General features: G+C 70.7%; 27 protein-coding genes. 17 read left to right on the top strand and 10 right to left on the bottom strand.

The window, feature by feature from the left end; translation table 11 throughout:
* Window positions 1-59: 59 nt before the first annotated feature.
* Window positions 60-1,271, bottom strand: coding sequence for a pyridoxal phosphate-dependent aminotransferase (locus tag BLW57_RS15340; RefSeq protein ID WP_093475118.1), 1,212 nt, complete (start codon window positions 1,269-1,271; stop codon window positions 60-62).
* Between the two features lie 125 nt (window positions 1,272-1,396).
* Here BLW57_RS15340 and BLW57_RS15335 point away from each other — a divergent pair, with 125 nt between their 5' ends.
* The 3 genes from BLW57_RS15335 to BLW57_RS15325 all read left to right on the top strand — a co-directional run bounded on the left by BLW57_RS15335 (window position 1,397) and on the right by BLW57_RS15325 (window position 4,073).
* Window positions 1,397-2,086, top strand: a complete 690-nt coding sequence (locus BLW57_RS15335) for a hypothetical protein (protein ID WP_256339488.1) — start codon at window positions 1,397-1,399, stop codon at window positions 2,084-2,086.
* 361 nt (window positions 2,087-2,447) lie between these two features.
* Window positions 2,448-3,080 carry a DUF1707 SHOCT-like domain-containing protein gene (locus BLW57_RS15330; RefSeq protein WP_256339487.1) on the top strand — a complete coding sequence of 211 codons (633 nt, stop codon included), beginning with the start codon at window positions 2,448-2,450 and terminating at the stop codon, window positions 3,078-3,080.
* 144 nt (window positions 3,081-3,224) lie between these two features.
* The gene (locus tag BLW57_RS15325; RefSeq protein ID WP_093475115.1) at window positions 3,225-4,073 is read left to right on the top strand and encodes a trypsin-like serine peptidase; all 849 of its coding nucleotides are present in this window, start codon (window positions 3,225-3,227) and stop codon (window positions 4,071-4,073) included.
* A gap of 54 nt (window positions 4,074-4,127) precedes the next feature.
* Here BLW57_RS15325 and BLW57_RS15320 read toward each other — a convergent pair whose 3' ends face one another.
* Window positions 4,128-5,753, bottom strand: a complete 1,626-nt coding sequence (locus BLW57_RS15320) for an N-acyl-D-amino-acid deacylase family protein (RefSeq protein ID WP_093475113.1) — start codon at window positions 5,751-5,753, stop codon at window positions 4,128-4,130.
* Between the two features lie 8 nt (window positions 5,754-5,761).
* Complete coding sequence (locus BLW57_RS15315; protein WP_093475112.1) at window positions 5,762-7,045, bottom strand: amino acid deaminase; 1,284 nt, start codon at window positions 7,043-7,045, stop codon at window positions 5,762-5,764.
* Between the two features lie 134 nt (window positions 7,046-7,179).
* On the opposite strand from BLW57_RS15315, the gene BLW57_RS15310 reads away from it, so the two are divergent.
* From BLW57_RS15310 to BLW57_RS15290, 5 genes are all read left to right on the top strand, one after another.
* Window positions 7,180-8,328, top strand: coding sequence for a sugar kinase (locus tag BLW57_RS15310; RefSeq protein WP_093475110.1), 1,149 nt, complete (start codon window positions 7,180-7,182; stop codon window positions 8,326-8,328).
* Complete coding sequence (locus BLW57_RS15305) at window positions 8,325-9,086, top strand: IclR family transcriptional regulator (protein ID WP_093475109.1); 762 nt, start codon at window positions 8,325-8,327, stop codon at window positions 9,084-9,086. Before BLW57_RS15310 ends, BLW57_RS15305 begins: the two co-directional genes overlap by 4 nt.
* Window positions 9,083-9,493 (top strand): RidA family protein, encoded by a 411-nt coding sequence (locus BLW57_RS15300; RefSeq protein ID WP_093475107.1) that lies wholly within the window; start codon window positions 9,083-9,085, stop codon window positions 9,491-9,493. Before BLW57_RS15305 ends, BLW57_RS15300 begins: the two co-directional genes overlap by 4 nt.
* A gap of 108 nt (window positions 9,494-9,601) precedes the next feature.
* On the top strand, window positions 9,602-11,077 hold the full coding sequence (locus BLW57_RS15295; protein WP_093475106.1) for a GntP family permease: 1,476 nt from the start codon (window positions 9,602-9,604) through the stop codon (window positions 11,075-11,077).
* Between the two features lie 120 nt (window positions 11,078-11,197).
* Entirely contained in the window at window positions 11,198-11,755 is a 558-nt protein-coding gene (locus BLW57_RS15290) for a hypothetical protein (protein WP_093475104.1), read from the top strand.
* 4 nt (window positions 11,756-11,759) lie between these two features.
* On the opposite strand, the gene BLW57_RS15285 is transcribed toward BLW57_RS15290, so the two are convergent.
* Complete coding sequence (locus tag BLW57_RS15285; protein WP_176985591.1) at window positions 11,760-13,103, bottom strand: M14 family metallopeptidase; 1,344 nt, start codon at window positions 13,101-13,103, stop codon at window positions 11,760-11,762.
* Between the two features lie 277 nt (window positions 13,104-13,380).
* Between BLW57_RS15285 and BLW57_RS15280 the strand changes: the two genes are divergently transcribed.
* Window positions 13,381-13,773 carry a DUF5959 family protein gene (locus tag BLW57_RS15280; RefSeq protein ID WP_143688826.1) on the top strand — a complete coding sequence of 131 codons (393 nt, stop codon included), beginning with the start codon at window positions 13,381-13,383 and terminating at the stop codon, window positions 13,771-13,773.
* A gap of 27 nt (window positions 13,774-13,800) precedes the next feature.
* On the opposite strand, the gene BLW57_RS15275 is transcribed toward BLW57_RS15280, so the two are convergent.
* From BLW57_RS15275 to BLW57_RS15265, 3 genes are read right to left on the bottom strand one after another with little or no spacing between them, the layout of a single operon-like run.
* On the bottom strand, window positions 13,801-14,628 hold the full coding sequence (locus tag BLW57_RS15275; protein ID WP_093475101.1) for a hypothetical protein: 828 nt from the start codon (window positions 14,626-14,628) through the stop codon (window positions 13,801-13,803).
* Complete coding sequence (locus BLW57_RS15270) at window positions 14,609-14,812, bottom strand: DUF397 domain-containing protein (RefSeq protein ID WP_093475100.1); 204 nt, start codon at window positions 14,810-14,812, stop codon at window positions 14,609-14,611. Before BLW57_RS15270 ends, BLW57_RS15275 begins: the two co-directional genes overlap by 20 nt.
* A 2-nt stretch (window positions 14,813-14,814) precedes the next feature.
* Window positions 14,815-15,666, bottom strand: a complete 852-nt coding sequence (locus BLW57_RS15265; RefSeq protein WP_093475098.1) for a helix-turn-helix domain-containing protein — start codon at window positions 15,664-15,666, stop codon at window positions 14,815-14,817.
* A 204-nt stretch (window positions 15,667-15,870) separates the two neighbouring features.
* Here BLW57_RS15265 and BLW57_RS15260 point away from each other — a divergent pair, with 204 nt between their 5' ends.
* Window positions 15,871-16,281, top strand: coding sequence for an ATP-binding protein (locus tag BLW57_RS15260; RefSeq protein ID WP_093475097.1), 411 nt, complete (start codon window positions 15,871-15,873; stop codon window positions 16,279-16,281).
* Window positions 16,282-16,607: 326 nt separating this feature from the next.
* Here the strand turns inward: BLW57_RS15260 and BLW57_RS15255 are convergent, their stop codons facing one another.
* From BLW57_RS15255 to BLW57_RS15245, 3 genes are all read right to left on the bottom strand, one after another.
* Window positions 16,608-16,859: a hypothetical protein gene (locus BLW57_RS15255; RefSeq protein WP_073889112.1), complete on the bottom strand. Its 252-nt coding sequence runs from the start codon at window positions 16,857-16,859 to the stop codon at window positions 16,608-16,610.
* 215 nt (window positions 16,860-17,074) lie between these two features.
* Complete coding sequence (locus BLW57_RS15250) at window positions 17,075-18,715, bottom strand: restriction endonuclease fold toxin-2 domain-containing protein (protein WP_256339486.1); 1,641 nt, start codon at window positions 18,713-18,715, stop codon at window positions 17,075-17,077.
* Between the two features lie 204 nt (window positions 18,716-18,919).
* Window positions 18,920-20,641 (bottom strand): chitinase, encoded by a 1,722-nt coding sequence (locus BLW57_RS15245; RefSeq protein ID WP_093475095.1) that lies wholly within the window; start codon window positions 20,639-20,641, stop codon window positions 18,920-18,922.
* A 339-nt stretch (window positions 20,642-20,980) separates the two neighbouring features.
* Here BLW57_RS15245 and BLW57_RS15235 point away from each other — a divergent pair, with 339 nt between their 5' ends.
* The 7 genes from BLW57_RS15235 (at window position 20,981) to BLW57_RS15205 (ending at window position 26,891) form a co-directional block, all read left to right on the top strand.
* Window positions 20,981-21,808, top strand: a complete 828-nt coding sequence (locus tag BLW57_RS15235; RefSeq protein ID WP_093480704.1) for a hypothetical protein — start codon at window positions 20,981-20,983, stop codon at window positions 21,806-21,808.
* Window positions 21,809-21,888: 80 nt separating this feature from the next.
* Window positions 21,889-22,596 (top strand): Flp pilus assembly protein CpaB, encoded by a 708-nt coding sequence (gene cpaB / locus BLW57_RS15230; RefSeq protein WP_093475094.1) that lies wholly within the window; start codon window positions 21,889-21,891, stop codon window positions 22,594-22,596.
* 9 nt (window positions 22,597-22,605) lie between these two features.
* Window positions 22,606-23,841, top strand: a complete 1,236-nt coding sequence (locus tag BLW57_RS15225) for a CpaE/TadZ family protein (RefSeq protein WP_093475092.1) — start codon at window positions 22,606-22,608, stop codon at window positions 23,839-23,841.
* Window positions 23,842-23,896: 55 nt separating this feature from the next.
* A complete protein-coding gene (locus tag BLW57_RS15220; protein ID WP_093480703.1) occupies window positions 23,897-24,226 on the top strand; it encodes a septum formation initiator in 330 nt (109 codons plus the stop codon).
* A 1-nt stretch (window position 24,227) separates the two neighbouring features.
* Window positions 24,228-24,578 (top strand): TadE/TadG family type IV pilus assembly protein, encoded by a 351-nt coding sequence (locus BLW57_RS15215; RefSeq protein ID WP_093475091.1) that lies wholly within the window; start codon window positions 24,228-24,230, stop codon window positions 24,576-24,578.
* Window positions 24,579-24,595: 17 nt separating this feature from the next.
* Complete coding sequence (locus BLW57_RS15210; RefSeq protein WP_093475089.1) at window positions 24,596-25,933, top strand: TadA family conjugal transfer-associated ATPase; 1,338 nt, start codon at window positions 24,596-24,598, stop codon at window positions 25,931-25,933.
* A gap of 13 nt (window positions 25,934-25,946) precedes the next feature.
* Window positions 25,947-26,891, top strand: coding sequence for a type II secretion system F family protein (locus BLW57_RS15205; protein ID WP_093475088.1), 945 nt, complete (start codon window positions 25,947-25,949; stop codon window positions 26,889-26,891).
* Window positions 26,892-26,899: the final 8 nt, after the last annotated feature.

Raw genomic sequence — 26,899 nt, 5'->3', positions numbered from 1 at the left:
CTTGGATTTCGTCTAAAGTTGAGTCGGGTCACGGAGTGCGGTCCGCCGGTCTCCGTGTGCTACGGCTGGCTGTAGCCGTCCAGGAAGGTGCCGATGCGGGTCATCGCGTCCCGCAGGTCCCCGACCGCCGGGAGGGTCACCACGCGGAAGTGGTCCGGGTCGGGCCAGTTGAAGCCGGTGCCCTGGACGACCATGATCTTTTCCTGGCGCAGCAGGTCCAGGACCATCCGGCGGTCGTCCTTGATCTTGAAGACCTGCGGGTCCAGGCGCGGGAAGAGGTACAGCGCGCCCTTCGGTCGTACGCAGCTCACGCCCGGGATCTGCGTCAGCAGCTCGTAGGCGGTGTCCACCTGCTCCTTCAGCCGGCCGCCCGGCAGCACCAGGTCGTTGATCGACTGGCGTCCGCTGAGCGCGGCGACCACTCCGTGCTGGCCCGGCATGTTGGCGCACAGTCGCATGTTCGCCAGGATCGTCAGACCCTCGATGTAGGAGTCGGCGTGCGCGCGCGGACCGGAGATCGACATCCAGCCGACGCGGTAGCCGGCCACCCGGTACGCCTTCGACATGCCGTTGAAGGTGAGGGTGAGCAGATCCGGGGCGATCTTCGCGGTCGGGGTGTGCGTGGCGCCGTCGTAGAGGATCTTGTCGTAGATCTCGTCGGAGCAGACGAGGAGGTTGTGCCGGCGGGCGATGTCCGTCAGTCCCTTGAGCACGGCCTCGTCGTAGACCGCGCCCGTGGGGTTGTTCGGGTTGATGATGACGATCGCCTTGGTGCGGTCGGTGACCTTGCGCTCGATGTCGGCGAGGTCGGGCATCCAGTCGGACTGCTCGTCGCAGCGGTAGTGCACCGCGGTGCCGCCGGAGAGGGAGACGGCCGCCGTCCACAGGGGATAGTCCGGGGCGGGTACGAGGACTTCGTCGCCGTCGTCCAGCAGGCCCTGCATGGCCATCACGATCAGCTCGGAGACGCCGTTGCCGATGAAGACGTGCTCGACGTCCGTCTCGATGCCGAGCGTCTGGTTGTGCATCACGACCGCGCGGCGGGCGGCCAGCAGGCCCTTGGCGTCGCCGTAGCCGTGCGCGGTGGAGACGTTGCGGAGGATGTCCTCCAGGATCTCCGGCGGGCACTCGAAGCCGAACGCCGCGGGGTTGCCGGTGTTGAGCTTGAGGATGCGGTGACCCGCCGCCTCGAGCCGCATGGCCTCCTCGAGAACCGGGCCCCGGATCTCGTAACAGACGTTGGCGAGCTTGGTCGACTGGATCACCTGCATGTCCGTGAGCTTACGGCCCGGTAACGGCTCATGGGTGGTGTTATCCGCCACGTGAGACACGAAGAATTGCCCCGATATCGCCGTCGGCTGTCTCAGCGGTCCCTTGCGTCCCTAGAATCCGCGTCATGTCCACCGAACGCGAGTACGGGGCGGGGGCGTACGGCGGGCAGGTACCGGTCGGCGAGCCACAGGTTCCGCCGAACGTGTACCTCCCTCAGGAGGCCCCCGCGCCCGTGTACGACGCCTACGCCGATCCCGCCGCCGCCCATGGCTGGCAGAACGCCTACGACGCCACGCGCGAACTGCCCGCCGTGCCCGCGCAGCGCGAGCCGGGCGGACCGGGCGAGGGGCGGGCCGGACGTCGGCGCGAGCAGCAGCGGCGCAGGGGTGGCCGGCGCCGGGTCGCGGTCGTCGCCGGAGTGCTCGGAGTGGCCGGAACCGTGGCGGCGATCGCCGGCCTGTCGGGCGGCTCGGGGTCCCCGGACGGGTCCCGTCCCGCGGGCGGCGGACGTGTCGCAGACGACGCCACCGAGAGCACCCGCACGGACAGCGGCGCTCCGTCCACGACGCCGACGGGGGCTCCGACCGCCGTGGGCCCGTCCACCCCGGCCTCCCCGCTCCGCGCGGCGACCTCCTCGGCCGCCGGTACGTCGACGGCCGATCCCGGCGCCGGGACGAGCAGCGCCTCGGCGACGACGGCCTCGCCCCCGCCCGCCACGGCCTCCGTCACCCCCACGCTCACGTCACCGGCCCCGACGACGTCCTGGCCCGACCCCCCGGGCAGAGGCCACGGCCACGGCCGCGGCCCCCACTGACCGCTACCACGGGCTGCGGCCGGGGGCCTCGGGGTGTCCCTGCCTCCCGCTCGGGTGCGATGCCGGTGCCGAGGCGCCGCCTCCCGGCCGACCGCGGTCAGGTGCGCTCGCGCCTGCGGCGTGGGTGCCGCCGCCCTGTCCGACAGGGGCCCGCGCCGTCCCGCCCGGCCGTCGGTACGGCTGCGGCCGGGGCGGCGCCAGGGTGGTGCGCCGGCCGTCGCCTCGGCCCCGCCGGCTCCTCATGTCACCCGGCCCGGCCGCCCTGGCGGATGACGGTGTGGTCGCATCAAAGCCCTTCGTATCACTTTCAGTTGGCCTGGGCGCCGACGCATCCACCGCATCCCGTGCGAGAGTTGGGTGCGTGCCCGACTCCACGCAGCCCGAGCCGCTCGTGAAGCACCCGCCCTCGCCCGCCCACTCCGACAGTGACGGCTCCGGTGCCGGCGTCCTCGTCTCCGACGAGGAGCGGGAGCGGGTCGCCGAGCGGGTGCGGGCGGCGGTGGCGGACGGGCGGCTGGAGCTCGCGGAGTTGGACGAGCGGCTCGGCGGGGTCTACGGCGCCCGGACGCTGGGGGAGCTTTCGTCCGCCGGGAGCGGGCTGCCCGAACCGGGCCCCCGGGACACGCCGGTGGTGGACCGGGCGCCCACGTCCCGTTTCGCCCTGGGCCTGTTCGGTGGGTTCCGGCGCGAGGGCGAGTGGGTGATTCCGGCCAGGTTCGCCGCCCGGTCCCTGTGGGGCGGCGGCCGGCTGGACCTGACCGAGGCGCGCTTCGCCGCCCAGGAGACCGTGATCCGGGCGGTGGCCCTGTGGGGCGGGACGGGCATCGTCGTACCGGACGACATCGACGTCGAGGTAAGGGGGTTCGGACTGTTCGGCGTCGTCGGCCGGCGGGGGGCGCGCGGAACGGGCCGTCCCGGGGCGCCGCGCGTCGTCGTGAAAGGGCTCGCCCCGTTCGGCGCGGCGGTCACCAAGCCCCGGCGAAAGGTGAGTTGAGGTCTCCCTCCCGCACAGGGAAACCCCTATGACCTGACGCGGATCCTTGTCCAGGGCCCTCCATGCGTTGAGAATGCGCATGACAAAGACGCAAGGGCGGCCGGAAGAGCTCCGGCCGCCTCCGTCGTAAGAGGGGACCCCCACATGAACAAGCCTCTCCTTGCCGCGTTGTCCTCCCTGGCGATAGCCGGGCTGGGCGCGACCCCGGCGGTCGCCGCGCCGCACACCGCGGCGAAGCCCACCGCCAAGGCCGCCGCGGTGACGGTCAACTTCGCCGGCACCGTCTCCCTCAGCAACTGCTCCGGTTCCGTCATCCGCTTCCCCAACTCCGCGGACACCGACCCGGCGCTGGTCATGACCAACGGCCACTGCCTGGAGACCGGCTTCCCCGCGCCCGGCGAGGTCATCACCGGCCAGTCCTCCAGCCGTTCCTTCGGCCTGCTGAACTCCTCCGGCACCAGGGTCGCCACGCTCCGCGCCAACCAGGTCGTCTACTCGACCATGACGGACACGGACGTCACGATCTACCGGACCACCACCACCTACGCGAAGATCAAGAGCTCGTACGGCATCAGCCCGCTCACCGTGCAGGACACGCACCCGACCGCCGGCACGCCCATCAAGGTGGTGTCCGGCTACTGGAAGCGGATCTACAGCTGCAACGTCGACGGGTTCGTCTACCGGCTCAAGGAAGGCGACTGGACCTGGAAGGACTCGCTCCGCTACACCTCGTCCTGCAACACCATCGGCGGCACCTCGGGCTCGCCGGTGATCGACACGAACACCGGCAAGGTCGTCGCCGTCAACAACACCGGCAACGAGGACGGCCAGCGCTGCACGGAGAACAACCCGTGCGAGGTCGACGCCAACGGCAACGTCACCGTCCGCCAGGGCATCAACTACGCCGAGGAGACCTACCTGATCCCGGCCTGCTTCACGACCGGCAACAAGCTGGACCTGAGCGCGGCCGGCTGCACCCTGCCCAAGCCGTAGACATGGCCGTGGCCACAGCCATGCCGTAGCGCCGTGCCCGCCGGGGCCGGGCGGTCACGCCGGAGTGCGGCGGACCGCCCGCCCCGCCAGGACGTCCGTCCGCTTGCCGTCCTCGACGGCGAACCGGCCGTCGATCAGGACGTGCGGGACACCGGCCGGCAGCCTCCGCGGCTCGGCGAAGGTGGCACCGGGCGCGACCGTCCGCGGGTCGAACAGCACGAGGTCGGCCCGGAAGCCCTCGCGCACCAGACCGCGGTCCGGCAGGCGCAGCCGGGCCGCGGGCCGCCCGGTGAGACGGGCGACGCACTCCTCCAGTGTGAGCACCCCCAACTCCCGTACGTAGTGGCCGAGGTAGCGCGGGAAGGTGCCGTAGGCGCGCGGGTGCGGCTTGGCGCCCTGGAGGATGCCGTCGGAGCCGCCGGTGTGGGTCCGGTGCCGCATGATCGTGCGGACGTTCTCCTCGTGGCCGACGTGCTGGAGGATCGTCGTGCCGAGCCGGTCCCCGACCAGCAGCCGGTGGGCCGTGGTCCACGGGCTCTCGCCGCGCAGCTCGGCCGACTCGCGGACCGTGCGGCCCACATGGTCGCCGAGCGCCGGATCGGTCACCCCGGCGATCTCGATCGTCTCCCACTCCACGGGCACACCGTGGCAGCCGTCCGAGCCGGTCACCTCCAGCTCGTGCCGGATGCGTTCGGCCGTCGCCGGATCGGTGAGCCGGGCCAGCACCGCCTCCGGGCCGCCCTCGCTCACCCAGCCGGGCAGCAGCGCGGCGAGCGTGGTGCAGCCGGGGGTGTAGGGGTAGGTGTCCAGCGTGATGTCCGCGCCCGCGTCCAGGGCCCGGTCGAGCAGCGCCAGCAGCTCGGGCGCCCGGCCCTCGTTCACGCCGAAGTTCATCGTCGCGTGCGCCAGATGCAGCGGGCAGCCGGCCTCCCGGGTCAGGGCCACCATCTCGGCGTAGGCCTCCAGGGCGCCGGCGCCGTAGGAACGGTGGTGCGGGCAGTAGTAGCCGCCGCACCCGGCCACCACCCGGCACAGCTCGGTCAGTTCGGCGTCCTCGGCGTACATCCCGGGTGTGTAGGTGAGCCCGGAGGACAGGCCGACCGCTCCCTGCTCCAGCCCCTCCGCGACCAGCCGCCGCATCCGGTCCAGCTCCCCGGGTGTGGCCGGGCGGTCCTCCCAGCCGACGGCGAGCGCCCGGACCGTGCCCTGGGGGACCAGGTACGCCGCGTTCACAGCGATCCCGCGGCCGTCGAACCCGCGGTCCAGCCGGTCCAGGTACTCGCCGACCGAGCGCCAGTCGAAGTCGACGTCGTCGCCGTACCCGTTCCAGCCGGTGATCGCCCGCCGCACCTCCGCCAGCGTGCGGTCGTCCACCGGCGCGTACGACAGCCCGTCCTGGCCGAGCACCTCCAGCGTGACCCCCTGCGCGACCTTGGCGCTGTGGTCGGGGTCGCGCAGCAGGGCGAGGTCGGAGTGGGCGTGCATGTCGATGAAGCCCGGCGAGAGGACCAGGCCCTCCGCGTCCATCTCCCGTACGGCACGTGGGCGTTGGCAGCCCGCCGCGGCCGCCTCCTTGACGATCGAGACGATCCGGCCGCCGTCGATCAGGACGTCGGCGCGGTAGGAGTCCGCGCCGCTGCCGTCGACGACGTCCGCGTCGCGGATGACCAGGTCCTCCACGGGGCCTCCTAGAAGAACGTGCGGATGTAGTCGACGACCGTGCCGTCCGCCTCCGCCACCGGGATCAGCTGCCACTTGTCGAAGGACGTGCACGGGTGGGAGAGGCCGAAGCCGATCCAGTCCCCGACCTCGACGTCCGCCTCCGGGCCGGTGCGCAGCCAGGTGTGCTGGTCGGACAGACCGGTCACCGTGACACCGGTGGCCGGCCGCTCGGCGCCGTCCCGGCGGAGCACCTGCGCGGTGGGCAGGTCCAGGTCGTAGGCCGCGTCCCGCTTGCCCGCGTTGGCGAAGGCCTGCCCGGGGGCCGGCCGGGAGACGACCTCGGCCCACAGCCGGAAGGCGGGCTCCAGGGCGCCCTCCTCCGGGACCCGGGCGAACGGGGTGAGCCTGCGGTAGTGCCCGTCGTCGTGCGAGACGTAGGCGCCCGAGCGGAGCAGCTTCAGTACCGGCAGGGAGAGTGCGGGCACCTCGCCGAAGACCTCGGCCACGGTGTCGAACCAGGCGCTGCCGCCCGCGCTCACCACGATCTCCTCCGCGTCCGCGAACCGGCCCGCCTTGTCGAGTTCGGCGGCGAGCGCCGTCAGCCGCCGCAGGTAGGCCGCCACCCGCTGCGGGTCGGCCTCGGGCACCTCGCCCTCGTAGCCCGCCACCCCGACCAGGCGCAGGGTCGGTGCGCCGGCCACGGCCGCGGCGACGGCCAGGCACTCCGCCTCCGTGCGGACGCCGGTCCGGGCGCCGTCGCCCGCGCCCAGCTCCACGACCACGTCCACCGGGCGGCCGGAGCCCCGCAGGGCCGCGTCCATCAGCTCCACCCCGCGCACCGAGTCGACGTAGCAGACGAAGCGGAACTCCGGGTCGGCGGCCAGTTCGGCGGCGATCCAGCGCAGGGCGGAGGCGTCCACCAGCTCGTTGGCCAGGAAGATCCGCCGCACGCCGAACGCCCGCGCGACGCGCACCTGGTGGGGGACGGCCAGCGTGATGCCCCACGCGCCGTGCTCGATCTGGCGCTGGAAGAGCTGCGGCGCCATGGAGGTCTTGCCGTGCGGGGCGAAGGCGAGGCCGTGCCGGACGGTGTACGTCTCCATCAGCGCCAGGTTGTGCTCCAGGCGCTCCGCGGACAGGGCGAGGACGGGGGTGGTGAAGCCGTCCGCCGCGCGGAAGAGGTTGCGGCGCTGGGCGGCCAGCTCGGCGACGGTGAGGCCGTCGGCCTCCGGGGGGAGGCCCTTGAAGCGGTGGTCGACGCGTTCCTCTGCGAGGGCGGCGAGCGCTTCGGTGCCGGTCTGACGGCCCATGAACCCCTCCTGATCAGGTGCGTTGCACTTTATGCAACATCCATTGCGTATGTCGCTCACTGCTGTCTAACATCTCGCGAACACCGGGTCAACGAAACCGCCGCCCCGGGACACGGACAAGGAGCCCCACCATCGTGACCGCCGACGGACACCCCCGCGCCACCCCCGACGCCGTGGATGTGGTGGATGTCGTGGCGCTCGGCGAGTCCATGGTCACCTTCCTGCCGTCCCGGCCGGGGCGCCTCGCCGACGTGGCCTCCTTCGAGCGGGGCATCGGCGGCGCCGAGTCCAACGTGGCCTGCGTACTGGCCGCCGCCGGGCACCCGGCCCGCTGGGTGAGCCGCGTGGGCGCCGACGGATTCGGAGAGCACCTGGTGGAGCGGATCGCCGGATACGGCGTCGACGTCGGCGCCGTCCGCCGCGACGCCCACCGGCCCACGGGCGTCTACTTCCGCACGGCGGCCGACCGGGCCACCGACGCGCACGAGGTGGCGTACTACCGGGCCGGCTCGGCGGCCTCCGCCATGGCCGTGGGCAACGTCGACCCGACCGCCGTACGGACCGCACGGGTGCTGCACCTGTCCGGGATCACGGCCGCCCTCTCCCAGGACTGCCTGGAGCTGACGCGGGAACTGACGGCACGCCGGCCCGGCCGCCCGCTGGTCTCCTTCGACGTCAACCACCGGCCGGCGCTGTGGCCGGACGCGGACGGCCCGCGGGTGCTGCTGGAACTGGCGCGCGGCGCCGACCTCGTCTTCGTCGGCGACGACGAGGCCGAGCACGCCTGGGGGATCACCGGCGGCCCGGAGGCGATCCGGGAGGCCCTGCCGGAACCGGCCGTGCTGGTGGTCAAGCAGGGGGCGCACGGCGCGACGGCTTTCGCACGCGAGGAGGTGGGCGCGGAGTCGGGGCCGCCGTCCGGGTTCGCGCGCGAGGGCCGCGACGCCGGACCCCGGGCCCCGCTGCCCGCCCCACCCGGTCCCGGACCCGTCTTCGAGCCCGCCCTCCACGTCGACGTCGTGGCGACCACCGGCGCCGGGGACGCCTTCGCCGCCGGATTTCTCTCGGGCACCCTCCGCGGGCTCCCCCTGCGCACCCGCCTCCGGTACGGCCACCTCTTCGCCGCCGCCGCCCTCACCACGCCCGGCGACCTCGCCGCACCCCCCTCCCGAGGGCACGCCGACCGCCTGGCGGCCGTGGACCCGGGGGCATGGGGGAGACTTCGACTCGGCCCCGGCTGGACGCACGCCGGACAGGCCGATGAGGAGGCGATCACCCCATGAGTCAGACCGTCGACCGCGCCCTGAGCATCCTGCCGCTGCTCGCCGAGGGCCCCGCCGACCTCGGGCAGGTCGCCGACCGCCTCGGCGTGCACAAGTCCACGGCGCTACGGCTGCTGCGCACGCTGCACGAGCACGGCCTGGTCTACCGCCAGTCCGACCAGCGCTACCGGCTCGGCGCCCGCCTCTTCGCCCTCGCCCAGGAGGCGATGGAGAACCTCGACATCCGCGAGATCGCCCATCCCCACCTCGTGCGCCTCAACGAGCAGTGCGGACACACCGTCCACCTCGCCGTCCACGAGGAGAACGAGGTGCTCTACATCGACAAGGTGGAGAGCCGCTACCCCGTACGGATGTACTCGCGGATCGGGAAGCCGGTGGCCATCACGGTCGCCGCCGTCGCCAAGCTCCTCCTCGCCGACCTGCCCGAACCCGAGCGCCGCGCCCTCGCGGACACGCTCGACTACCCCCTCTACACGGCCCGTTCCACCCCCAACGCATATGCCTTCCTACGGGAGTTGGAGCAGGTGCGCGAACAGGGCTGGGCCACCGACCTCGGTGGCCACGAGGAGTCCATCAACTGCGTCGCGGCCCCCGTCCGCGGCGCCGACGGCCGGGTGGTCGCCGCGATGTCGGTGTCCGCGCCGAACGTCGTCGTCACCGCCGAGGAACTCCTCACCCTGCTCCCGCTGGTGCGCCGTACCGCGGACGCGATCAGCGGCGAGTACTCCGGCAGAACACCAGTAAGGGACCCCGCATGACGGAAAAGACCGCGCTCACCCCGAAGACCCACACCACCCCGCCCGCGAAGTTCTCCCACGGCGTGAAGAAGGGCAACATCCTCCAGGTCGCCGGCCAGGTGGGCTTCCTGCCCGCCGAGGACGGCAAGGCCCCCACCCCGGCCGGCCCCACCCTGCGCGAGCAGACCCTGCAGACCCTCGCCAACGTCAAGGCGATCCTCGAAGAGGGCGGCGCGAGCTGGGACGACGCGATGATGATCCGCGTCTACCTCACCGACGTGGACCACTTCGCCGAGATGAACGAGATCTACAACGCCTACTTCGAGGAGCAGGGCCTCACCCAGCCGCCCGCGGCCCGCACGACGGTCTACGTCGGTCTGCCGGCCGGGCTCCTCATCGAGATCGACGCGCTCGCCGTACTCGGCTGACGCCACCGCACCCCCCGTACGTCCCGCACGGCACGGCACCCTTCCGGGCGCCGTGCCGCGATCCGCCCTGCCCGAAAGCACGATGCACTTACCCAGAGGACCCCCTCGATGCCCCTTCCGCTCGCCGCGGCCGCCCCTGCCGCACCACCCCACACCGGCGGCCTGCTCCTCCTCCTCGACGGCACCACCGGACTGCTCACCGTCGCCGCCATCGGCATAGCACTGCTCCTCTTTCTGATCATCAAGGTGCGGCTCCAGCCCTTCGTCGCCCTCCTCGCCGTCTCCATAGCCGTCGGTCTGCTCGCCGGCCTCTCGGTCACCGAACTCTTCGGCACCGTCCAGCGCTCCGACGCCGTCTCCACCATCGAGTCCGGCATGGGCGGCATCCTCGGCCACGTCGCGATCATCATCGGCCTCGGCACCATGCTCGGCGCGATCCTCGAAGTCAGCGGCGGCGCCGAGGTGCTGGCCTCCCGCCTGCTGAGTCTCTTCGGTGAGCGGCGCGCGCCGCTCGCCATGGGCCTGACCGGCCTGATCTTCGGCATCCCGGTCTTCTTCGACGTCGGGATCTTCGTCCTGGCGCCGCTCGTGTACGCGGCCGCCAAGCGCGGCGGCAAGTCGATCCTGCTCTACTGCCTGCCGCTGCTCGCGGGCCTCTCCATGACCCACGCCTTCCTGCCGCCGCACCCCGGCCCGGTCGCCGCCGCCGGACTGCTGCACGTCCAGCTCGGCTGGGTCATCCTCATGGGCGTCGTCTGCGGCGTCCCGGCCGTCCTCGCCGCGTGGGCCTACTCCGCCTGGGTCGGCAGGCGCATCTTCGTCGCCGTACCGCAGGACATGGTCGAGGCCGCCGAGGAGGCCAGGCGGGCCGTCCTCGCCGAGCAGCGCGCGCAGGGCGTGGAACCGCGGGAGAAGCCGGTACCGCTCGGCACGGTCCTCGCCATCATCGGTACGCCCCTGATCCTGATCCTCGCCGCGACCTTCTCCTCGATCGCGCTGGACCCCTCCCCGGGCCGCTCGGTGCTGGAGTTCTTCGGCCACCCCTTCGTGGCCCTGACCATCGCCCTGCTGCTCGCCTACTACCTGCTCGGCATCCGGCGCGGCTGGTCCCGCAAGTCCCTGGAGTCGGTGTCGACCTCGTCCCTCAAGCCGGTCGGCAACATCCTGCTGGTGGTCGGCGCGGGCGGGGTCTTCGGCGCCGTGCTGAAGGCGAGCGGGGTCGCCCAGGCGCTCTCCGACACGTTCAACGGCGTGGGCCTGCCGGTGATCGTGCTGGCGTACCTGATCTCGCTCGTGCTGCGGGTCGCCCAGGGCTCGGCGACGGTCGCGATCGTCACCACGGCGGGCATCGTGGCGCCGCTCCTGACGGAGGGCCACCACTCCCAGGCCTTCGTCGCCCTCGTCATCATGGCCATCTCCGCGGGCTCCATCTTCGCCTCGCACGTCAACGACGGCGGCTTCTGGATGGTGGCCAAGTACTTCGGCATCAGCGAGCGCGACACGCTGAGGACGTGGACGGTCCTGGAGTCGGTGCTGTCGGTGGCGGGGTTCGCGGTGGCGGCACTGGTCAGCGTGTTCGTCTAGCGGCCGTTCGAGCCGTTCGAGCCGTTCGAGCCGTGCATGTCGGCCATCGGTGACCCGTGTGAACCAAGGGATGGGCGGGCTGACTGGTTCCGGCACAGGTAAGTCGTCCATACTGCCGCCGTGGAGCAGCGCATAGGATCGAGCAGCAAGCCCCTCGAGGGCGAGCCCGTGAAGGGTGCCGGTTTCGACCCGGCCTTCATCCCCGGCATCACGGCTCCCGCCGCGGTTCCGGCGCAGGCCGGGAGCGAGGACGAGGCCGAGCCGCAGGACGCGGTGGCGGAGGCGGACTCGGCAGCGGCCGGGAAACCGGGGTCCGAGGCGCCGGCAGGCCCGGACCAGCCGTCGGACGAAGCGCCGGCGGACCAGGCGGAGAAGGCGGACGACGAGGACGTGGCCGACGGCCCCGTCTTCGAGGCCGCCGACCGCCGCGCGCGGATAGTGGCCGACCGCAAGGGCGTCCGCCTCCGTCTGGACGAGGAGTCCTGCGAGTTCCGCTGGGACGAGATCGCCGCCGTGGAGACGGAGTCGCCCCGCTTCGGCAAGCGGTTCACGATCACCGTGCACACCCCTGACCGCCGCTGGTACCCGATCGAGATCGAGGCGACGGCCAGGGCGCGCTTCCAGGAGTGGGACGAGCAGCTGGACGCGGTGCTCGACGCCTACTTCGAAGAGGCCTGAGAAGCTAGCTGCAGTACTGGGCGGCCTTGCCGATCGCCCGGTACATGCAGTCGGCGTTCTCCAGCAGTTGCAGCACGGCGTCCTTGTTGCGGGAGGTCTCCCGCTCGATCACCTCGTCGGGCGGGTAGAACCCGCCGTTCCAGGCGGACGTCGGATACATCTCGAAGGTGTAGTCGAAGATCTTCTGCGTACCCCACAGGTAGTCGTCGATCGACCCGTCCGTGATGTACAGGTCGCTCGACTGCTCCGGGGTGTACCCGTTGCTCGCGGCCATCTTCTGCCCCACGGCCTTGAAGGCGGCGGCGTCGTCGGCCGTCATGCCGGTCGCGGTGTCGTTGTACGTCCACCCGAACGGCCAGAGCACCAGCTCGCTGTAGGTGTGGAAGTCGATCCCGGCCTTGATCTGCTGCTTGCCCCCGACGACCCGGCTGCGGACGAAGTCGGCGACCACCTTGACCTCGGGCGCGGACTCGGGGGAGGCACCGCGGTACGTCTCGGACGACTTGCTGCTCGATGACCCACCGCAGCAGCCCCACTTGTAGTCCCAGTTCCGGTTGAGATCCGTACCGACGGCCGAGGAACCGGAGTTGGGCTGCCGGTTCTTCCGCCACGAGCGGTACGAGCCGGTGGCGATGTCGTACTCCCCGCCGTCCGGGTTCAGATCCGGCACGATCCAGATCTCCCGGCTGTCGACGAGGTTCGTGATCCGGGAGTCCTTCCCGTACCCCGCGCCCAGCTCGCGCAGCAGGTACAGCGCCATCTCCACGGTCAGGTGCTCCCGGGCGTGCTGATGGGCGGTGAACAGCACCTCGGGCTCGTCCTCGTCGGCCCCGACGTTGTCGCTGACCTTGATGGCGACGATGTCCCGCCCCTGGTACGACTTCCCGATCACGCGCTTGCTCATGATGCCCGGGTAGGCGGCCAGCCGCTGGTCGATCTCCGCGTTCGCCTCGGCGTAGTTGTGGTACTTCGAGTCGGCGCTGGGGAAGTCGTACAGTCGCGCCCCGGCCCGCGCCGGAGCGGCGCCCAACGGGCTGACCTCGTAGCCGAGTCGGCGCAGCTTCCGGATCTGGTCGGCGCGCCCGGAGACGACGACCGTCTCCTCGTCGGCCTCGTCCACGGTGACGCCGGTGGCCTGAATGGCGGTACGCGTGACGGGAGTCGAGCGCTGGTGGATCTCGTACTGCCGGATGTCCTGGCCGGCGGGTGCGGCCTTGCGGGTGCTGATGGCGCTGGCGCTCGGGGCGGTCGCCGCCACTGGAGCGGCGAGGGCGAGGGCCAGCAGGGCGCCGAGGCCGGCGGCACGTCTGCCGCCGCGCGCGCCGGAGCCACGGGTGCGAAGTCGCATGAAAACTCCTTGGGGTGGAGGTGGGGGTGCTTCAGTGCGACGTGCGTCGGTGCGGGCGCCCTCATGGTCCTGCCGTGTCATGGTCAGGTCAAGATGAGTCAAAGCGGCTCGGCCGAAAAGGGCTGGGCCGGAGCCGTTCGAACAGGGCTGCGGGAGGATGCGGGTCGATGGGGAAGGGGAGTGCGGGATGTCTGCGGTGAGTGGTGCGGGTGCGGGGGTCGGTGCCGGTGCTGTCGTGAGCGCGGCCGCGGCCGCGGCTTCGGCTTCGGTGGGTGCGGTGGACCTGGTCCACTTGGCGGACGAGCGGGGGAACCGCTGTGTCGTACGGGTGACGGGCCCCTCGCGCCCCGGGAGCCACAACCTCCGGGCCGACGTGCTCGTGTCGGCGAGCTGGGTCGACGCCCGTCTGGACGTCTACCTCTTCCCGGGCGACCTGGACCTCTGGCAGGCCGCGCTGCTCGAACTCGGACCGGGCAGGGAGGCGAGAATCGGCCACGACCGGGGCCTGAACCTCGTCCTCCACATGATCGAGGACCGCTCCCTGGCCGTGACGGTCCACGACCCCGACCGTCTGACGACGGCGCTGGGGATGCGGCCGGAGGAGGACTGGATCGAGGACCACTGTCGCAGGGCGGAGGAGGTTCGCCGGGTGTGGCCGCGGATCTGCTGAGGAGGGCTTGGCGGGCTGGGCCGGCGTCTAGTGGACGGCGGCCGGCCGATACCGCTCGATGCGGTCGAGGTCACCGGTCAGCAGATCCTGGTGGCTGATGCCGAAGTCACCGTTGGGCAGGGCCCGGCCGCCGCCGTAGTACCGTCCCACGACCCTGTCGGGCAGGAAGGCCCGCAGGCTGTGCCGCATCCGCTCGGGGTAGATGACGGGTGCGCCCCAGTCGTCCGGGGCCTCGTCGGTGGAGAACAGCACCCAGTGGTCGACGGGTACGTCCGCGCCGAGCTCGGGCGGCCCACCGGTGTGGCTGTCCAGCGCCGGCACGCTCAACCGGTCGGGGTCGAGGGGTTCGTACCGGACCAGCAGCGGCTTGGCCCGCCGCGCGTCGGCGTTGTCGAAGCAGCAGAGGGCGACGGCGTGGTCGGGGAAGTGCCCGGCGTAGAAGTCCAGCAGCTCGGGGCTGATCGCGGGTCGCCTGTTCCAGGGGACCTGGTGGAGGGCCGCGGGGATCAGGCGGGGGTCGTCGGCGAGCAGCACGGTGTACACGTCGTGGTCGAAGACCCGCACGGGGGAGCGGCTCAGGCCCATCCAGGCGATGCCGTCGTCCTGGGCGTCCTTGATCTCCACGGCGTCCACCATCCGGCGCAGGATGTCGTCGGCCCGCCCGACGGACACGAACTGCTCGGGCGCGAGCCGCCGGGTGGGCAGGTGGAGCAGCATGGCGTTGGGCCCGGCGGCGAGGTTGAGCGCCGTGTTCTGGTACCCCATGACATGGATGAGCCCATGCACGGGATGCCGCTGCCGCCCGCAGTACAGGGTGGTGCCGGAGAACGCGGCTTCAGCGGTCGAGATGCACATGGGCGTTCTTCAGGGCGTGGATGAAGGGGGCGAAGGCGGCGGCCGGGAAGGTGAGGGTGGCTCTGGCGGGGGCCTTGGAGTCGCGGACGGCTATGTGGGTGGCCCGTTGGGCGATCTCCACGCAGGCGTCCCCCTGCCCGCCGCCCGAGTAGGAGGACTTCTTCCATGTGCCAGGGGTCAGCATGCTCACAGCTCCTTCGCCAGCTGGTGGATGAAGTCACGCGAACGGTCGGGATCGAGTGACACCGCCTCCACCCTACGGAAGAGCGTTCGATAGCGGTTGAGTTGGGCTTCTGCGTCGATGAACACCGGTCCGCCCGGTCCGTCCCGCACCACGGTGTCCAGCTTGGGAACCTGGCCACCGGCATACACCATGGCACTCCCCGCCCCGCCGAAGTCGTCCAGATCGAAGGGGACGACGCGCACGGTGACGTGGTCGGCTTCGGAGCTCTCCAGGACGCGAGTGAGCTGAGCCCGCGCTGTGGCCCGGTCACCGACCCTGATGCGCAGGGCGCCCTCGTGAATCAGCGCCTCGTACGGAACCGGGTCCGGGCGCTCGATGACGATCCTGCGCGCCATCCGGTGCTCGACCCACCGCTCGACATCGCTCTGCGGAAACTCCGGGTTCACGTAGGAGAAGAGGGACCGGGCATAGTCGGCTGTCTGGAGCAGGCCAGGAACGTGCAGGAACTCGACGTCCCACCGGAAGCGGGCGTGGTGCTCCAGTTCGGGCAGATCCATGAACGGCGTGGGCAACTGACCTCGGTAGGCCTCCCACCAGCCCTGCGTCCGGTCGGCCGCGATCGCAGCAAGGCCGTCGACGAACTCCGTGTCCACGCATGCGTAGTTGGCCGCCATGCGACGCAGCCGCTGCTCGCTCACGCCTGAGGTGCCGGACTCGATCTGACTGATCTGGACGGAGTTCACGCCGAGCAGCGCAGCCGCTTCGCGGGAACTGAGGCCCGCCGCCTCGCGGAGTCTGCGCAGCTCCACGGCCAGCCGCATCTGCCGCGCTGTGGGCTCACGCTTGGTCCCCATCGACCGCTCCTAGGTTCAACCCGTGCGTCCGTGCACCTCGTTCGGGGTCAGATTACGGGATCGCCTTGCTGAACCTTATTTCTAATGTCTACATTCAGTGACGTACCGCATACGCAGCGGAAGCGCACCGTGCCGTCCTGCCAAGGCGTCCACGGCAATGCCACCGCGCACGAAACCCTTGCTCAGCAACGGAGTTGATGACGCATGCCCGAGAGCGGGTCCTGGGACTACACGCTCTACATCCCCAACGACGCCAGAGCGGTGACCGTCTGCCGGCGCACCCTGCGCCTGATCCTGACCCTGCACGGTCTGATCGGCCTGGTGGACACCGCGGAGCTGCTGGCGACGGAGCTGGTGTCCAACGCGGTACGGCACACCGAGGGGCCGGCGGCGCTGCGGGTGCGCCGTACCGCGCAGGGGGTGGTGTGGATCGGGGCGTGGGACACCGACCCAGGGCCGCCGCCCGCCCCACGGCCGCTGGGGCAGGTCGTGGAGAGCGAGGACGGTCGGGGGCTCGGGCTGGTGCGGGCCTGTGCGGACCACTGGGGCTGGCAGCCGTCTGCCCGGTTCGGCGACCGGGGCAAGTACGTCTGGTGCGAACTTGTGGCCGCCTAACTCGTTGATCACGTCGTGCGAACATCCGGCGGGGACGACGTCCGCCAGTACTGGTAAAGATATCGGCGCATTCAGGCCGAACCGGAGATGCTCCTCCGGACCCTGGAGTGGCGCGGTATCCCGGTCACCAGCGTTGTCCGGTCACGTGTGGCCGCCTGCGGCAGCCAGGACTTGCTCACGCTGTGGATGAGACGGGCGGTGCACGCGGTGGACGCCGCGGAGGTGTATGCCGAGGAGTGAGCCGGTTGTCATGGGGCCGCCTGCTTCCGTGGCGGCCCCGTGGCCCCGCGAAGGATCTTCGAGGGTGGAGTCGTCGACGCCCGGCTTCAGGCTTCCACCTCGTCGAGGTGGTCCTGAAGCGCGCGTGCGATCTCGTGCACGTCTCCGATCGCAGGGACGCGCTCGTGCTCGGTGACGCCCAACTCCAAAGCTCTCTCGCTGGTGAAGTGCACCAGGTTCGGGGAGGGCGCGTAACGATCTCTGAGCCAGCACGCGAGAACGGCGGCCTCGCCGGGTGTGGCGTCAACAGCCATGACGGCGCCGACCTGGGGGTAGGGGGCCGACACCAATCCCTCCATCCTCGCTCCACCTCCCAAGGGCATGTCGAACCCGAGACCTTCCTGTGGGCGCGGGAAAGAAGCCCCCACTCTCCACGTCTCGGTGCCTGGAAAAGCTTGTGTCAATCGGTTGGCGAAGTCGTCCAACTCCAAGCCCCAGGCGGCGGCATCGTCTACGGGCGGTGCGAAACTGAATGTCGTGCGTTGGGCGATTGAGTCTGCCATATCTACCTTCATCAGGAAATGTAACGAGCGCTGCCGTTGACTCCGCTCATGGCCATCATGCTTTGCCAGTACGGCACCGACTGCTGGTCATTGGTGATGATCTCGAATCCGCGGATCTCGTCATTGCGCGGATCGTCAAGGGCGGCCCGATACCGGTTCAGTTCCGCTCCGTCGCCGAAGTACATGCCGTCAAGGTGTGGGTCGAACCTCATTTTGCCGGTTCGCGGGTCGATCTTCGGCGGCGTACCCAGAGTGCGATCGACGCTGCTGACCAGACGGAACGACTTGCACTTACCCGGTTCTTTCACGTACTTGGCCTCAACCGCGTAACCGTCGACCTTACGCATGCCGTCGACCATGAGTCCCTTGCCGCTCTTCCCGATGCCGGGCGGCAGGGGGACCTCACGCTCCGGGTATCCCGCAACGCGCATCTGGTAGGCGTTGGCAGGGGTCGTCGGACCCTGGCCTCCGGCGAAGCCGCCGGGAGGCAGGGTGTTCACCCAGCTCGCGAATCGCTGCTGGTCCGCCAGGCTGAGGATGCGCGTTGAGCCAGGGTCCGGCGGGAGTGGATCTCGGTTGAGGGTGGGGTCGTACGGGCTGGCCATCGGGACAATGGCCGGCGCATGACCTTTATACGAGGCGACCAGCACCGGGACCCGGCCCAAGATCGGAAGCAAGGGGATGCCGGGCAACAAGGGGGTGTCCGGTTTGCTGCCCGGAGGCAGCTTCACTCGCTTCTCGGACGAATCCAGAGCGTGGGCGACGTCGCCCAGCGCACGAATGTACGGGTCCGAGAGGACGGCGTCCTTCAGGCCGCCGTCGTAGCCGTTTCCCCCGAACATCGGTGAGTCCCAGGGCATGTCGATCGCGAACAGATCGACGCGATGTTCAAGTATCCTCTGCCTGGCGTCCTCGACATGATCAGCGTAGCGCTCGCAGGCCTTCGCGAGTTGCATGCAGGCGCCCACCAGGTTGGTGAACAGCGGATCTTCAGGATGTACCTGATCGGATGGGCATACGAACCCGATGCTGTTGGAGAAGTAATGGTGGAAGGCATCGGCGGCCTGCCCCGAGTGCGCCTTGTCGGCCGTTGAGGCGTATGCCTGGGCATCTTTGAGCAGTCGCTGAACCAGCTTCCCTCCTGCCCTCCAGGAGTCGGCGACGTCCCGTAGCTTGTCCGGAGAGCCACGGAAGCGGTCACTGTTGCCTGCTGGTGCGTACTTATCCCAGGCGGACGTCTCGCCGACCACTTCAGGGAGGTCCTGCCCCAGGTTGAGGAACCTCTGGCTGCATGCCTGGCCGGGATCCCCCATGGTGTAGGTGAGGTCGACCTGTTTTTGAAGGATCGCGGAGGCCACTGCGCTTTCCCGGGCCATGAACTCCCTTGCGTTCCGCATCAGCCCTTCGCCCGCCTCACCGATGACGTACGCGCTGTAACCCAGCATGTCCAGGGTTGTCGATGCGGCCGAGCGGTACACCTCGGCGAAGGCGGCGCCTGCGTCGTCGTCACCAGCCATGCCGTGCTGCCGTGCCAGTTCACTGGACAGGGCGACGGCAGCCTCGGCGGTAGCCACCATGACTGTGTCCGCAAGGCCCATGGAGGCTTTGATCATGTTCTCCGCTATGACCTTCAGATCAGGCGGCAACCCCACGTGAACCCTCCCCGTTCGGCATGAGCATGCTCGGCAGTACCGCAGAACGTTGTACCTCACGAGTGATCGCCTCGTGCTGCGGGCTTCGGTGGACTGGCCGGATCGCTGCGCTGGGGTGGTGTGGTCCCTGGCCGCCGGGCCCCCGCAACACAGCGCCCGGAACCGTGAAGGCTCCGGGCGCCGGGTGTCAGGGACAGGGCCTGCTCACGGCATCGCGTGCACGTGCGCTCCCACCGCGTTGGACCAGGCGTTGCCCGCCGACGCGTCCCAGTTGGTGGACCAGGTCATCGCGCCGCGGAGGTCGGGGTAGGTCCTGGAGGGCTTGAAGGTGCCGCATCCCGTGCCCTTGGAGAGGCAGTCCAGGGCATTGTCGACCACCGTGGGGGAGACGTAGCCGCTGCCGGCGCCGCTGGTGGAGGCCGGGAGGCCGAGGCCCACCTGGGACGGGGAGAGGCCGCCCTCCAGCTGGATGCAGGCGAGCGCGGTGAGGAAGTCGACCGAGCCCTGGCTGTAGACCTTGCCGTCGCAGCCCAGCATGGAACCGCTGTTGTAGTACTGCATGTTGACGACCGTGAGGATGTCCTTGATGTTCAGCGCCGTCTGGAAGTAGGAGTTCGACGTCGACTGCATGTCGATCGTCTGCGGGGCCATCGTGATGATCAGGGACGAGCCCGCCTTCGACGACAGCGAGCGCAGGGCCTGGGTCATGTACGTCGCGTTGAGGCCGTTCTCCAGGTCGATGTCGACGCCGTCGAAGCCGTACGTCTGCATCAGCGAGTAGACCGAGTTCGCGAAGTTCGCCGCCGACGCCGAGTCGTTGATCGACACCGTGCCGTTCTGGCCGCCGATCGAGACGACGACCTTCTTGCCGGCCGCCTGCTTGGCCTTGATGTCCGCCTTGAACTGGTCGACCGTGTAGCCGCCGAGGCCCGCCGAGTCCAGGTTGAAGGAGACCGCGCCCGGCGTCGAGGCCGCGTCGGCGAAGGCCACCGCGATGATGTCGTAGGCGGACGGGACGTCGGAGATCTTCTGGACCTTCGCGCCGTTGTTGAAGTTCTGCCAGTAGCCCGTCACGGCGTGCTTGGGCACCGAGCCGCCCCCGCCGCCCCCTCCGCCGGTCGCGGAGGTCGTCCCCGTCACGGTCGCCGACTTCGCCGACTCGCCCGCCGCGTTGGTCGCCGTCACCTGGAAGGGGTACGACGTCGACGCCGCGAGGCCCGTCACCGTGGCCGAGGTGCCGGTCACCGCCGTCACCTTCGTACCGTTGCGGTAGACGTTGTAGCCCGTCGCGCCCGACACCGCCGACCAGGACAGGGAGACCGACGAGGAGGTCGTGCCCGAGACGGTCAGACCGCCCGGGGCGGCCGGGACGGTCGGGGCCGGGTCGCCGCCTCCGCCGCCGTCGGGGCCGTAGACCGAGACGTCGTCCGCGTAGTAGGCGGCCTGGCCGTACCAGCCGTGGGTGTACACGGTGACGGAGTTCGTGGACGCCCCGGTGGTGAACGTCGTCGTGAGCTGCTTCCAGGACGCGGAGTCGGGGGTCCAGGTGGAGACGTCCGTGGTGCCCGTGCCCGTCACGCCCAGGTAGGAGTAGCCGCCCTGGACCCAGGCGCTCAGCGTGTACGTCGAGTTGGGCCTGACCGCCACCGACTGGGTGCACTTCGCGTTGTCCTGCCCGGCCGGGGTCGCCTTCAGGGCGGCCGTGCCCCCGTGCACCGGCGAGGAGACCGTCGCCCCGCTGCCGGCCGTGCACGTCCAGTTGGCCAGGCCCGACTCGTAGCCCGCGTTCCTGACGTTGTTGACGTCCGCCGCGGACGCGGGGGAGGCGGCGGCGAGGCCGGCGACCGAGAGGGCGAGGGCGGTGGCGGCGGACCACGTCGCGAGCCGCCCGCTGCGGGGTCTGGGTATGCCTGGTGCGCGGTCCACTGGGGCCTCCGGTGGGGGAGTTCGGCGGGGAGAGGTGAGGAACGGTGGCCACCGCTGGCGTACAAGTTGGTCCAGACCAATCCGGGTGTCAAGAGGTCCAGACCAAAACCGTTTCCGTCCACCGGCGCAACCTGTCCGGTTTTGGCGGGACTTGCGTCAAGAGAGTTCCACGCGAGCTTCACAAACGCTGTTCTCCGGTCTCACGGCCGTGGATACAGTGCTCAGGTAGTCACGCAATGAAGTCGTTCCGGCGCCTGGGAGTTACACCGGTGGGCCGGCGGCGGGTGTGAGAGCGGGGAGCTGCGCGTGCCAACTGCCATTGCCGTGACCAGCGCCGACATGGCGCTGCCGGCGCAGGACGAACGGACCATGCCCGCCGTCGTGCTGCGCGACATCGACCGGCGTCCGCTGGACCACGTCCTCACCGAGCTGTACGCCCTCATCGAACAGTACGGATACGTGGTGGTCGTCTGTTCACCGGCCACTCCGGAACCCGTCGTACGACGGCTGCACACCCTGCGCTCCCTGCTGGAGAGCGACCGCATCGCCCTGTTCCGGCCCGAGTTGCCGCCCCTCGGCATCGCCGTCCTGGCCCGGCAGCTGCGCCAGCTCGCCTCCTGCGACCTGAGCCCGGGTGTGCTCGCCTCGGCCGGGCGCCTGCTCACCCACTACATCCACGCCGGCGCCGTCCTCGGCTCCGTCGCCAAGCTGGACCGCGTCCCCGTCGGACTGAAGGCGCACGCCAAGTCCTGGGTGCCCGGGAGCCAGTTCGCGGTGCTCGCCCACCCCGAGCCGCAGCTCGTGCGGATCGGCCCCGACGTCACGCTGAAGGGGCCCGAGTTCAGCACCTGGCTGCTCGTCGCCAAGGGGCAGCTGCAGAGCGACTGGGCCGCCGGCCTCGGCACGGCGTGGAACGCGCACGGTGTGCGCGAGACGCCGCTGCCCGCCGAGTCCCCGGTGTGGTGGGGGACCGGCCGGATGATCGAGTTCTGCAGCTACCTCGCGGACCTCTCGGTGCTCTACCAACTGGTCACGTCCGTACGGCAGACCAGCTGCCACTGGTGCGGCCTCGACGTCATCGGCGACCGCTGCGTCTTCTGCTCGGCCACCCCGCCCGTCCACGAACCGCCCGCTCCCCGCGCCCTGGAGCAACGCACGCCCGCCTGACCGGACCGACCCCGGGCCGCGGGCCCGGCCCGACACTCACATCCCGCTCGACCGATTCCCCCAATGAGGTTGCACGGTTCATGAACTCCCGTCAGCGCCGCGGCGTGATACTCCTGATCCTGTCGGTCCTGTGCGCTCTCGGCGCGTTCGCCGGCGTGCTCTCCGTCATCCGCGACGTGAACTCCAAGGTCGGCCCCGAGGTGACCGCCTACCGGGTGAAATCCAAGGTGGAGCCGTACACCGCCCTGAGCACCGGCCAGTTCGAGAAGACCGAGATGCCGAAGAGGTGGCTGTCCGCCAACGCCGTCACCGACCTCCGCCAGATCCAGGGCAAGATCGCCGTGACCACCCTCCAGGCCGGCTCCCTGCTGCAGACCGACATGATCGTCGACCAGCCCGCCCTCCAGCCCGGGCAGCAGGAGGTCGCCATCATGATCGACGCGGCCACCGGCGTCGCGGGCAAGATCACCCCGGGCTCGCGGGTCAACGTCTACGCCACCTTCGAGGGGAAGAAGGAGGGCGACCCCGACCAGTCGAAGATCATCGTCACCAACGCCCGGGTCCTCGACGTCGGTCACATCACCGCCCTCGACCCCGACCGCAGCAAGGACCAGCAGCAGCCCACCGAGGCCGTCCCCATCACCTTCGCGCTGTCCACCCTCGACGCCCAGCGCATCACCTACGCCGAGTCCTTCGCCCAGCGCGTCCGGCTCGCTCTGGTGGCACCCGGCGGCGAGACCAGCGTCCCGGACAAGGACCGCACCTACGAACTCGTGACGGACAAGTGAGAGGCGGCCATGCCCACCAGGATCCTCCCGGCCGGTTCGGACCCGGACGCCGTCCGCTCCCTCACCACCCTGCTCAGCCAGCTCCCCGACGCCGAACCGCAGCCGCCCGCGGCCGACTCCACCCACCTGGTCGACACCCTCGCCCGGCTCGCCGCCGAGTCCGTCGACGAACTCCCGGAAGTCGTCGTCGTCCATGAGCGCATCGGCCCCGTACCGGCGCTGGAACTGATCCGCGAGGTCGCGCTGCGCTTCCCGGCCGTCGGCGTCGTCCTCGTCACCACCGACGCGAGCCCCGGCCTGTTCGCCGCCGCCATGGACTCCGGCGCCCGCGGCCTGGTCGCGCTCCCGCTGTCGTACGAGGAGCTCGCCGGCCGCGTCCAGGCCGTCGCCCAGTGGTCGACGGGCGTACGGCGCCACCTCGGCCACGGCGCCGACGTGATCGGCGGAGCCGGCGGTACGGTCGTCACGGTCAGCGGGGCCAAGGGCGGCACCGGCACCACCCTGACCGCCATCCAGCTGGCCCTCGCCGCCCAGGCCTCCGGTCGCGCCACCGCACTGGTCGACCTCGACCTCCAGACCGGCGACATCGCCTCCTACCTGGACATCCAGTTCCGCCGCTCGGTGGTCGACCTCGCCACCATCACCGACATCTCCCCGCGCGTCCTCGCCGACGCCGTCTTCCGGCACGACACCGGCCTCGCCCTGCTCCTCGCGCCCGGCGAGGGCGAACGCGGCGAGGAGGTCACCGACCGCGCGGCCCGGCAGATCGTCAGCGCCCTGCGCTCCCGCTACGAGATCGTCGTCATCGACTGCGGCTCCCAGCTCGGCGGGGCCGGCGCGGCGGCCGTCGAGATGGCCGACACCGCCCTGCTGGTCACCACACCCGACGTCGTCGCCGTACGCGCCGCCAAGCGGACGGTACGGATGTGGGACCGGCTCCAGATCCGCAAGGCGGAGGAGACGACCGTGGTCGTCAACCGGCACACGCGGAACACGGAGATCCAGCCGGCCCTCGTGCAGCGCATCACGGGCACGGCACTGGCGCGCACGGCCGTCCCGGCCAACTTCAAGGAGCTTCAGGCGGTGGTGGACGCGGGCCGGGTGCACGAACTGGATGCCAGGAGCACCGTGAAGCAGGCGCTGTGGGCGCTCGCGGGCGAGCTGGGGCTGGTGAAGACCGGCGGCGAGGGCGCGCACCGGGGCGCGGGCCGCGGCGCGACCGGATTCCGGCGGCGGAAGGAGTGAGCGGCCCGTGAAACGGGATGGGGACCGAGGACAGGTCAGCATCGAGTTCCTGGGGATGACTCCCCTGATCGTGCTGACGCTGGTGCTGGTGTGGCAGGCCGTGCTCGTGGGATACACCTTCACGCTCGCCGGGAACGCCGCGGACGAGGCGGTGCGGGCGGGGACGGCCGCGCCACCGGGCGGCGCACGGCAAGGAGCCTGCTCGGCGGCGGGGATGGCGCACCTGTCGGCCGCGTGGAGGGGGAGTGCCGAAGTGACCTGCAACCCGAGCGGATACGTCACGGCCGAGGTCGAACTGCACGTCCCCGTCCTCTTCCCCGGTCTGATCGACTTCCCGGCAACGGTGACCGGTCACGCCGGTGCCGTCGAGGAGGTGAAGCACTGAGATGCCGTGCCGTCGACGACGTGACCGGGGCCAAGTGGCCATCGAGTACCTGGGGTTCGTGCCGATCCTGCTGCTCGTGGGCATGGCCGGCATCCAGATCGGTGCCGTCGCCTACGCCGCCGAGCAGGCCGGTACGGCGGCCCGGGCCGGGGCCCGCGCCGCGTCCCTGCACCAGGACGCGCAAGCGGCGTGCGCGCAGGCCGTGAGCGGCGGGCTCACCGTGTCGTGCGGCGAGGGCGGGGGCGGAGCCGGCTCGGTCACGGTCATCGCCGAAGTGCACATCCCGCAGATCGTTCCCGGCTGGGACCTCGGCTCCGCCACCAAGTCCGCCACCATGCCGCTCGACCACTGAACGAGGAGTCGCCGACCATGAGCCTGCGGGCACGCATCAGCACTCCGGAGGAGCACGGCAGCCGGGGCGAGGACGGGCATCTGGTCGCCTCCTACCGGGCCAAGCTGCTGGAGGAGATCGACCTCGCGGAGATGAGTTCGCTCGCCGCCGCCGAGCGCCGGGCGCGGCTGGAGCGGGTGCTCGGGCACATCATCAGCCGCGAGGGTCCGGTCCTGTCGACGGTGGAGCGCTCGCAGCTGATCCGCCGGGTCGTGGACGAGGCCCTCGGCCTCGGCATCCTGGAACCCCTGCTGGAGGACGCGTCGATCACCGAGATCATGGTGAACGGACCCGACGCGATCTTCGTCGAACGCGGCGGTCGCGTCGAGCAGTTGCCGCTCCGGTTCGTCTCCGCCGACCAGCTCATGCAGACGATCGAGCGGATCGTGTCGACGGTCAACCGGCGCGTCGACGAGTCGAATCCGATGGTGGACGCCCGCCTGCCCTCCGGCGAGCGGGTCAACGTCATCATCCCGCCGCTGTCGCTGACCGGTCCGATCCTCACCATCCGCCGCTTCCCGCGCTCCTTCACCCTTCAGGAGCTGATCTCCTTCGGCTCGCTCGACGAGCAGATGGTGTACCTGCTGGCGGGACTGGTGCAGGCCAAGTTCAACATCATCGTCTCCGGGGCCACCGGCACCGGGAAGACGACCCTGCTCAACGCCCTCTCCGGGCTCATCCCCTCGCACGAGCGCATCATCACCATCGAGGACTCCGCCGAACTCCAGCTCCAGCAGAGCCATGTGGTCCGGCTGGAGTCCCGGCCGCCGAACGTCGAGGGCAAGGGCCAGGTCGGCATCCGCGACCTGGTCCGCAACTCGCTGCGCATGCGCCCCGACCGCATCGTCGTCGGCGAGGTCCGCGGGGGCGAGTCCCTCGACATGCTTCAGGCCATGTCCACGGGCCACGACGGCTCCCTCGCCACCGTGCACGCCAACAGCGCCGAGGACGCCCTCACCCGGTTGCAGACCCTCGCCTCCATGTCGGACGTCGAGGTGCCCTTCGTGGCGCTGCACGACCAGATCAACAGCGCGGTCGACGTCCTCGTCCAGCTGACCCGGTTCGCCGACGGCGTCCGCCGCATCACCGAGATCGCGCTGCTGGACAGCCACGGCGGGGAGCCGTACCGGCTGGCGACCGTGGCCCGCTTCGACGCGCAGCCCATGACCCCGGACGGCCGGGTGTACGGCACCTTCCAGTACTTCCCGCTGCCCCGCCGTACCGCCGACCGCCTCTACATGGCGAGCCAGCCCATCCCGCAGGCCTTCGGAGTCGCCCACTCCGCGGACCAGCTCGCCACCCGAGAAGCCAGGTAGGTAGCCACCCCCCATGGAACTCCACACCCTCGTCCAGCTCACCACCGGAGTGGCGCTGCTGACCTGCGTCCTGGCGGTGGCCGGCGTCCACGCCTACGCCTCCGGGCGGGCACAGCGCGCCGCCCTCGTCGACCGCCTCGCCCTCACCGGCCCCCACGCGGGGACCGGCCGGACGCGCCGCTTCCGCGACCTCGACCGGCGGCTGCGCCGCACCCGCTTCGGCCGCTGGCTCGAACTGCGGCTGGCGGCGACCGGCCTGGACGTCACACCGGGAGAGTTCTTCGTCTACATGCTCGCCACGGTCGCCGCGCTCTGGCTGATCGGCCAGGCCACCCTGGCGCCCTTCTTCGGCCCGATCGCCGGGCTGCTCGGCATCTGGGCGGCGGTGCAGTTCCTCAACTGGCAGCGCCAGAAACGTATCGAGCGGTTCATCAACCAGCTCCCCGAACTGGCCCGCATCCTGGCCAACGCCACCCAGGCCGGCCTGGCCCTGCGCACCGCCATCGGCATGGCCGCGGAGGAACTGGAGGCACCGGCGGGCGAGGAACTGGCCAAGGTCGACGACCAGCTCGCCATCGGACACTCCCTGGACGACGCGCTGGGGGAACTCGCCGACCGTCTCCCCTCCCGCGAACTGGTCGTCCTCGTCACCACCCTGGTCCTGTCGAACCGGGCGGGCGGCCAGGTGGTGTCCGCCCTGCGGAACCTGACCGAGACGCTGGAGGAACGCAAGGAGACCCGGCGGGAGATCCGCACCCAGCTCTCCCAGGTGACGATGACGTCGTACGCCGTCCCGGTCCTCGGCATCGGGGCCCTGTTCCTGATGAACGCCGTCAAGGACGGCGCTCTGGAACGCATGACCGGCTCTCCGGTGGGCCAGGCCTGCGTGATCATCGCGTTCGCCATGTACGCCGTCGGATTCGTCCTCATCCGGCGGCTCAGCCGGATCGACGTGTGAGGGGGCGG

Origin of the sequence: Streptomyces sp. 1222.5 (assembly GCF_900105245.1) — a bacterium.
In the GTDB taxonomy this organism is placed as follows: Bacteria; Actinomycetota; Actinomycetes; order Streptomycetales; family Streptomycetaceae; genus Streptomyces; species Streptomyces albidocamelliae.
This window is presented reverse-complemented; position numbering and strand designations above follow the sequence as displayed.

What these genes read in the sequence shown, in the direction of transcription:
- BLW57_RS15340 (WP_093475118.1), bottom strand. Translation starts at nt 1,271, where the DNA reads ATGCAGGTGATCCAGTCGACCAAGCTCGCCAACGTCTGTTACGAGATC.
- BLW57_RS15335 (WP_256339488.1), top strand. Translation starts at nt 1,397, where the DNA reads ATGTCCACCGAACGCGAGTACGGGGCGGGGGCGTACGGCGGGCAGGTA.
- BLW57_RS15325 (WP_093475115.1), top strand. Translation starts at nt 3,225, where the DNA reads ATGAACAAGCCTCTCCTTGCCGCGTTGTCCTCCCTGGCGATAGCCGGG.
- BLW57_RS15315 (WP_093475112.1), bottom strand. Translation starts at nt 7,045, where the DNA reads ATGGGCCGTCAGACCGGCACCGAAGCGCTCGCCGCCCTCGCAGAGGAA.
- BLW57_RS15305 (WP_093475109.1), top strand. Translation starts at nt 8,325, where the DNA reads ATGAGTCAGACCGTCGACCGCGCCCTGAGCATCCTGCCGCTGCTCGCC.
- BLW57_RS15300 (WP_093475107.1), top strand. Translation starts at nt 9,083, where the DNA reads ATGACGGAAAAGACCGCGCTCACCCCGAAGACCCACACCACCCCGCCC.
- BLW57_RS15295 (WP_093475106.1), top strand. Translation starts at nt 9,602, where the DNA reads ATGCCCCTTCCGCTCGCCGCGGCCGCCCCTGCCGCACCACCCCACACC.
- BLW57_RS15285 (WP_176985591.1), bottom strand. Translation starts at nt 13,103, where the DNA reads ATGCGACTTCGCACCCGTGGCTCCGGCGCGCGCGGCGGCAGACGTGCC.
- BLW57_RS15275 (WP_093475101.1), bottom strand. Translation starts at nt 14,628, where the DNA reads ATGTGCATCTCGACCGCTGAAGCCGCGTTCTCCGGCACCACCCTGTAC.
- BLW57_RS15270 (WP_093475100.1), bottom strand. Translation starts at nt 14,812, where the DNA reads ATGCTGACCCCTGGCACATGGAAGAAGTCCTCCTACTCGGGCGGCGGG.
- BLW57_RS15265 (WP_093475098.1), bottom strand. Translation starts at nt 15,666, where the DNA reads ATGGGGACCAAGCGTGAGCCCACAGCGCGGCAGATGCGGCTGGCCGTG.
- BLW57_RS15260 (WP_093475097.1), top strand. Translation starts at nt 15,871, where the DNA reads ATGCCCGAGAGCGGGTCCTGGGACTACACGCTCTACATCCCCAACGAC.
- BLW57_RS15255 (WP_073889112.1), bottom strand. Translation starts at nt 16,859, where the DNA reads ATGGAGGGATTGGTGTCGGCCCCCTACCCCCAGGTCGGCGCCGTCATG.
- BLW57_RS15235 (WP_093480704.1), top strand. Translation starts at nt 20,981, where the DNA reads ATGGCGCTGCCGGCGCAGGACGAACGGACCATGCCCGCCGTCGTGCTG.
- cpaB (WP_093475094.1), top strand. Translation starts at nt 21,889, where the DNA reads ATGAACTCCCGTCAGCGCCGCGGCGTGATACTCCTGATCCTGTCGGTC.
- BLW57_RS15225 (WP_093475092.1), top strand. Translation starts at nt 22,606, where the DNA reads ATGCCCACCAGGATCCTCCCGGCCGGTTCGGACCCGGACGCCGTCCGC.
- BLW57_RS15220 (WP_093480703.1), top strand. Translation starts at nt 23,897, where the DNA reads ATGACTCCCCTGATCGTGCTGACGCTGGTGCTGGTGTGGCAGGCCGTG.
- BLW57_RS15215 (WP_093475091.1), top strand. Translation starts at nt 24,228, where the DNA reads ATGCCGTGCCGTCGACGACGTGACCGGGGCCAAGTGGCCATCGAGTAC.
- BLW57_RS15210 (WP_093475089.1), top strand. Translation starts at nt 24,596, where the DNA reads ATGAGCCTGCGGGCACGCATCAGCACTCCGGAGGAGCACGGCAGCCGG.
- BLW57_RS15205 (WP_093475088.1), top strand. Translation starts at nt 25,947, where the DNA reads ATGGAACTCCACACCCTCGTCCAGCTCACCACCGGAGTGGCGCTGCTG.